This window comes from Gemmatimonadota bacterium, from assembly GCA_026706845.1.
In the GTDB taxonomy this organism is placed as follows: Bacteria; Latescibacterota; UBA2968; order UBA2968; family UBA2968; genus VXRD01.
The window spans coordinates 1-7,044 of sequence record JAPOXY010000224.1 but is presented as its reverse complement, the minus strand read 5'-3'; the positions used below and the strand labels follow the sequence as shown (position 1 = coordinate 7,044).

Genomic DNA, 7,044 nt, shown 5'->3' with positions numbered 1-7,044 from the left:
AACAAGCAAAGGCGAGAACAAGCAGGACTACAACTGCGATAGGATAGAACCAAGCAGGCATTTGAGGTTCATACCTCTTATCATCATCTTCTCTAATCTTCTTTTCTAAATCAAGCAAATCTTGCTTGGTAGCGGACTTAGACGGATTTCGAGCACCCATTGTAATACCTCTCCTTTAAGTTGGAAAAATTTAGATTTTTTCCAACTTAAACGTTTTTAATCCGTCCGTCCAGAGGAATTTCTTTGTAATCCGCTGTTTAATCGAATTTAATTGTGTTTAATTGCGATTATTCCTTCTCATCCCTGTGTATAGAAGGAATTTTTGGTTTTATTGGATGCTTGTCAACATATCTATACGCGATTTTGCGCTAACCCACAATGTAAAGTTTCGAGTAGTGAAATTTAGGCTTATGTTGACAAGCTAACAATAAAGCCTATATTCTTGATTATTTGCTTGATAACACATTACTTACAACCAAAGGGGTAAGAAGCTAATCGCCAATCTTTTTTTAGCAAGCTCGACAGCATCATTCACGCTCTCAATTACCAAGCCCTCATCTTCACCCGTGGTTGCCACCTCCCTGCTCGCCTCCTCAATATAGTACCTTCTCCACCTCTCGGCTTCCTTCTGCCACTTTTCGATCCCATTCTGACTCGTGTCCAATTGGGTTTGCAGCGATTCGATCTCAATATTGAGATGTTGATTATCCGATAGCAAAGAAGTGTAATCTTCATCGGAAAACGCGCGCTCATTTTCTCTCTCTGATTTCACATCCTCATCTGGAGCCTCGGAAGGCTCTATCACCTCACTTATAGGCTGTTGTGCTTCTGATTCACCAGAGGAACTTCTGACTTCGGTGTGCTCTGTCGAGTCGTCGAAGTCGTCCACCACATCTATCCCTGATGGAGAATCGTCATCCGGACCCTGATTCTCGCCCATAAGCCGATCTATGCGGTCCATCATCGGCAAGATGCGAGACTCCAACTCCGCCCGCTTCTGTCTTCTAATCTGCTCTTCGCTAAAAACAGGTGCCATTCCATAAACAGATTGATACTCGGTCAGCAAAGACTGCAGATCCTTTGTCAGTTGAAGTGTCTCTAAAATATCTACATCCGGTGAAAGTTGCGCCACAGACCATGACGTTATATCTCGCTGGAAAAATGCCAGTTCTGCTGCAAAAACATTTCCGATATCGACAATCTTAGCGTCAAGTTCAGCCGCCTGGCTGCGTTGTTTTTCTTTTATCTTTCGGATAGCATTCAGCGATTTGACAAAATCTGGAATCTCCTGCTCCCATTCAGGTGCATTGGGTGGCAGAGATCTCAAATATTCGATGCCTTGCGATAAAATATTGTCTTTTGTCTCTCGAGACCCGGGTATTTTGCCCGATACATAGCACAGCATCAAAGCGACATCATCTTTATCAAACTCGCCGTGGCGTTCGAGAATTTTATCTATCTCGCGTTCCCATACATCGCTGAACCAGGTGCCTCGGAACTGATTTCCCGAAAAATCTGGATATTCAGCTGGCATTGCCAGATCCTCCAGATGCTTAACAACCACAGTGCCGAGCGCATCATGGGACTCTGCCCAGACCTTCAAAACCGCGCCAGTTAGCTTGTCTAATATCGTCACGGCTTTCAGGATCTGCTCCATGAGATAAGGCGTCGGTGCTTTAGCGGGTTCTTTTGGGAACTGCGGTACTTTCACTGTGCTGTTTATAGCCGAGTTGAGCAATCCCCGCGCTTCTTTTGACACCTTATCCCTCGAATCAAGCGCGCGTTTGACCACAGCCTCGTGATATTCAGGATTCATAAATCCAAAGATCTCACTCATTTGCAAACTATCTGCATTCATTATATCGCCTGAAAACATGTCTGACATTGCACAAATCTCCTCTCGCCGCTATTTATTTTTTATCCGTCTGTCTAACAGTCACAAAACAAGGGGTTATGCAATAAAAGCATAACCCCTGTATTATTATGGTCGGAGCGACTGGATTTGAACCAGCGACCCCCATCACCCCAAGATGGTGCGCTACCGAGCTGCGCTACGCTCCGATAACTCATTCGTGAATGAATTTACCCATTTTGCCAGAAACCGTCAAGATTAAAGCCTCTGGTTGTTATCTACCAGAACTCAGAAAACTCTCGGATTGCAGATCTACATCAAAAATGCGAATAAATTGATGGGGCTTTTTCGTCTCCCCGATCAACTCGGGTATGCCATCGCCATCGAGATCCGCGTACCCAATCTTATCACCAAAACCATCGCGGTATTCCCACTCAACGCGTTGATAAGTCGCGCCAATAACAAACCCCGTATTGAGTGCAATCTCAAGCTCACCGTCATCGTCGAGATCGCCAACAGCCATATTCTGTGCCCACAGCCCCTGCTCGCTGCGCCATTCTAAAAACAGATTTTTGCAATCGAACACAAACAAACGCCCAATCTGTGCAGCGCGATCCTGAGCGATATTATCGCGTGAGCCACCCGGCGGTCGATAGCTCCGACTCTCCGCAGCATCTTCGCCGCAAAACACCAGCTCGAGCTGCGGATCATCGTCAATATTTTCAATCACCATAGCCGAAACCGATGCAAACTCATCGTCCGTGCTTCGCCATATCTCCTGAAAATCGCTGGCGCGATAAAACGCAATATCCCCGGCATGGGTATATGCAACGATCTCGAGCTCGTCATCGACATCGATATCCAGAACAAACACTTCTGCAATCTCCGATCTCAGCGGAGGACTTCTCCACACCTCTCGAAAGCGCCCCTCTTGCATTTCCAACACATAAACTGCGCCATGACGGTCGCCATACACAATGCGCGGTGCCTCATCGCCTGTACCCACAATTGCTTTTACAGCTCGCATTTCGGGAACAAACCCGCCAAAAGAGATCGCATCATTATCTTTCCAATGAAACCACGCCAGATCGGTCGCTGAGATTGTAGATGCAAGAGCAACGAGCAAAAGCAGAATCTTGATAACCATAGTGAACTCCTCAGAATATACTAATATGGAGATAGCGTTTGGGATTCCGCTTGATATCTTCAATAAGACTATCCACAGACGTCAGTGTGCGATCCAGATGCTCGTACACCGCTTCGTCCTTAACCAAACGCCCGACCGTACCGCGTCCGTCTCGTATCCCTTTGGAAATATCATCGAGATTGACAAATGTATTCTGCATAGCAACCGAAGTCGATTCCATCTGTGCCGAAATCCGCGCAAGGCGTTCCATCATCACAGCTATATTGGTCACTGCAATACTCAAATTTTCGCGATTATCCCGCATCAAACCACTCGCATCGCCCGTCGCCACCGCCAAACTGTCGAGCATCTTATCGACCTTACCCAGATTATCGTCATTCAATAATCGGTTGAGATAGTACGTGGTCGTATCAATACGCGCAAGAACGCTTTCCAGATGCGCGAGATTGTTATCACTGGCGACGCCATCTACCGCATTGCGAATCTTTTCGATCATAAGCCTGCTTTCAGACACCATCGCATCGAGATCCGAAGCAGAAATCCCCTCCACAACAGCACCATCTGGAAGACGCTGTTCCGACTCTCCCAGCTGAATCTCGATCATCTGCCCACCCAGCAGACCGTCGGATTTGAGTAAAAAACGCGAATCCACGGGCAAATCTCGTACAGTGGCAAACCCGAGCGCAACAAAAGGCAGCCCATCCTCAAGGGTAATAGACAGAACCTTTCCCACCTTCACCCCGCGAAACGTCACGGGATTGCCCACTTGAAGCCCTGGCACACTGTCGAACTTAGCATGGATTCGATATCCGCCAGCCGCACCTGCATAGCGCTCTGAAAGCCACACAGTACCGACCACCAGAATAACGGCCGCAAAAAATACAACTGCGCCCAGAATAATCTCCTGCCGACGATCTCTCATACGCTACCCCAATCTGCCCTGAACAAACAATTCGAAAACCTCATTGCCAGATGCCTCGACATCTTCCATTGCACCTTGAACCACTGCTTTGCCCTCATAGAGCAGAGCAACCCGGTCTGAAACGCGCCGGGCAAGGGGCATATCGTGGGTGACGACCACCGATGTCACATTGAGTTCCGATTGCAATTTGAGTATATAGTCACCCACAACACTGGATGTATTTGGATCCAGACCCGTTGTGGGTTCATCGTAAAGAATAAAATCGGGCTCCATTGCAATCGCCCGCGCAAGTGCCGCGCGTTTCCTCATTCCCCCCGACAGCTCAACCGGCATCCTGGCCTCTGTACCCGCCAACCGCACAGCATCGAGACAGACATGCACGCGCTCTGAAATTTCTTCTTCGGACATCCTGGTGTGCATACGCAACCCAAAAGCCACATTTTCCTTCACCGTCATAGAATCAAAAAGTGCCGAAGACTGAAATAAAACCCCGATGCGCTTGCGCAACTCGATCAACTCGCCATGGCGAATCCGCTCCATGTCATAACCGGCAACAACGACCTTTCCCTCATCAGCCCGCTCAATCCCAATCACATGCTTTAAGGTCACACTTTTGCCGCATCCACTCGGTCCCAAAATCGTCGTAATCTCAGACTGGGGAACCCGCAGGTCAAGCCCTTTCAGCACGGGTTGTGCTTCAAAAGACTTAAACACCTCGACAAACTCAATAGCCGTTTCATTTGCCATAGTTTAATACAACAACGCGTGTGTTAAAAAATAATCGAGAATGAGAACGAGCGCGGAAGATATCACAACTGCAGCCGTGGCAGCCCGTCCAACGCCCTGTGCGCCGCCCGCGGTGCAAAGTCCCATGTAAGACCCCATAAACGTCAGCAACCCACCATAAACAACGGATTTGACCAACCCGACAAAAACATCATACACCTCAAAATAGAGCTTCATACCTTTGACCAACTCTGTAGGCGTAATAGCCATCTTGATCATCGACATACCAAACCCGCAGATATTCGCGACCAAAAAGGAATAAATCACGAGAACTGGAACCATAATCGCGCCAGCGAGCATGCGGGGCAACATCAGATATCCCACTGGATCGACAGCCATTGACGTGAGCGCATCCACTTGCTCTGAGACTTTCATAGTGCCGAGTTCAGAAGCAATGCCCGCACCCACCCTGCCCGCGAGCACGAGACCCAACAAAATGGGTGACAGCACGAGTATCACAGAGCGGACCATAAGCGCACCAACCATATAGTCGGGCACGTACTCTTCCATCTGATAAGCCGTCTGAATAGCGACCGCCATCCCGCTAAAAGCCGAAATCAGGCAGACCAGGGGCAAAGAGCTAACACCAACAGCATAGCACTGTCCGATAATCTGATGTCGATAGAGGTAGAGATGCCGCATTTCCGTCACGCACTGGACGCCATAGCAAAACATCTGGAAAACCTGGATAAAAAATGCGGCGAGTTGCCCACCGAGGAATGCAAATAATCGGCCCATAGCGAGTGAAAGGTCAATAGTGAGGCGGGTTAAAAGTATCCAGAAAGCGTGTAGAATCTACACTCCATTTTTGAATAAATCAACTCTTTTGGTAAAAGAACCCACACAGTAAAGGCGGCTCTGGAAAAACCAGAACCGCCTTTATACGCCGAAGAAGGAAGGTATCAGACCAGATCTTCCACTTTTCCTCTCCGAAAATATCGCTGCAACTTGGCAAGCGCGCGGTTGCGAATCTGGCGCACGCGCTCTCGGGTAACACCCAGAGAACAGCCAATATCACTCAGCGTCTGGCGCTCACCTCCGTCGAGACCAAAATAAGCGCGAATAACATCTCGCTCCCGGGGGTCCAGAGAATCCTGGAGAGACCGCAATATAAACTCGGACTGATCCCGGTACATCACGAGTTGATCTGGATCCTCTTCATCGGACTCGAGTATATTCTGGAGCGGCTGTTCGCCCGCCGTATCTACGGGCATAGAAAGAGACAGATCTGGGCGCACACAGCGCAACGCCCGCTCTGCGCGCTTATTGCTGATCTTCATATCGCTGGCAACCTCGTCCAGCGTGGGCACGCGCCCCAGTTCCTGGGTCATCTGCCCCCAGCGACGCGCCATACGGTCCATATCCTCCTGGCGATTTGCAGGCATAACCACATTAGACGTGCGCTTGAGCGCATTGAGAATGCACTGCCGAATCCACCACACAGCATAGCTGATAAACTTAAACCCGCGTTCCTCGTCAAATCGCTTAAGGGCTTCCATCAACCCCATATTGCCCTCGGCAATCAAATCGGCAAGGGGCACACCCCGCCCTTGATATTCCAGTGCAACACTGACGACAAAACGCAAATTTGACGTAATAACCTTGTCAATCGCCGCTTGATTTCCCTGTTTGGCCTTGCGAAGGACTTTTTGTTCCTCCTCCCGGCTCAATGGGGGGTACTTGCGCAGTTCCTTGAGATAGCTCTGAACAGAAGCTTCGCGCGCGTACTGCGTTTCTTGTTGCGTGTATTCCATTGTATCTCCTACCACTTGTTCTTCTTTGCCCGACTCAATGCTGGATTTTGGTACAACAGTTGGCCTTTCCACTTGTGTAAAAATGATTGTCACCCCCTCCCAGCAAGGTGTTAAACTGGTCGTCTTCCAGACCAGTTCATGCGTTGTTTAATATTTTAACGCTCTTAGTATTTACAAAGTTTCACAACCTCGCATATATTTTTCGACTGCTGTCCATCCCCTGTTACATCTTAGATACACGCCACACATCTAAAAGTTTCAAAATAGTGAATGCGCGGCAGGAGATCCCGAATTGCTTGCGGGACCGGTGCCGAAAAGCTATCTTGCCCGCTACCTCGTAATTTTATAAAAGAAAGGAAAGGCAATGCCCCGGCAAAAAGACCACATCTTTCACAGAACCCTCAAAAAAGAATGGCCGAAAATATCACACGGAGAAGGCATTTACCTGTTCGATACGGAAGGAAAGCGCTATCTCGACGCCTGTGCGGGCGTGCATGTGGTCAGTATCGGCCACGGAGTCAAAGAAATCGCAGAGGCCATGGCCGAACAGGCGGAGAAGGTCTGTTTCACCTACGCCCGGTTC

7 protein-coding genes and 1 tRNA gene are annotated in these 7,044 nt (G+C 48.8%); 1 reads left to right on the top strand and 7 read right to left on the bottom strand.

The features are described 5' to 3' along the window. Positions 1-469: 469 nt before the first annotated feature. The 7 genes from OXG87_20310 to OXG87_20280 all read right to left on the bottom strand — a co-directional run bounded on the left by OXG87_20310 (position 470) and on the right by OXG87_20280 (position 6,461). On the bottom strand, positions 470-1,885 hold the full coding sequence (locus tag OXG87_20310) for a hypothetical protein (protein MCY3871899.1): 1,416 nt from the start codon (positions 1,883-1,885) through the stop codon (positions 470-472). A gap of 99 nt (positions 1,886-1,984) precedes the next feature. Beyond that, a tRNA-Pro gene (locus OXG87_20305) sits at positions 1,985-2,061 on the bottom strand. 65 nt (positions 2,062-2,126) lie between these two features. After that, positions 2,127-2,999 carry a hypothetical protein gene (locus tag OXG87_20300; protein MCY3871898.1) on the bottom strand — a complete coding sequence of 291 codons (873 nt, stop codon included), beginning with the start codon at positions 2,997-2,999 and terminating at the stop codon, positions 2,127-2,129. A 10-nt stretch (positions 3,000-3,009) separates the two neighbouring features. Next, positions 3,010-3,921, bottom strand: a complete 912-nt coding sequence (locus OXG87_20295; GenBank protein ID MCY3871897.1) for an MlaD family protein — start codon at positions 3,919-3,921, stop codon at positions 3,010-3,012. Between the two features lie 3 nt (positions 3,922-3,924). After that, the gene (locus OXG87_20290) at positions 3,925-4,668 is read right to left on the bottom strand and encodes an ATP-binding cassette domain-containing protein (GenBank protein MCY3871896.1); all 744 of its coding nucleotides are present in this window, start codon (positions 4,666-4,668) and stop codon (positions 3,925-3,927) included. Positions 4,669-4,671: 3 nt separating this feature from the next. Next, positions 4,672-5,445, bottom strand: coding sequence for an ABC transporter permease (locus OXG87_20285; GenBank protein MCY3871895.1), 774 nt, complete (start codon positions 5,443-5,445; stop codon positions 4,672-4,674). Between the two features lie 164 nt (positions 5,446-5,609). After that, positions 5,610-6,461, bottom strand: a complete 852-nt coding sequence (locus OXG87_20280; protein ID MCY3871894.1) for an RNA polymerase sigma factor RpoD/SigA — start codon at positions 6,459-6,461, stop codon at positions 5,610-5,612. Positions 6,462-6,825: 364 nt separating this feature from the next. On the opposite strand from OXG87_20280, the gene OXG87_20275 reads away from it, so the two are divergent. Beyond that, positions 6,826-7,044, top strand: a 219-nt coding sequence (locus tag OXG87_20275; protein ID MCY3871893.1) for an aminotransferase class III-fold pyridoxal phosphate-dependent enzyme, incomplete at its 3' end; no start/stop codon positions are given.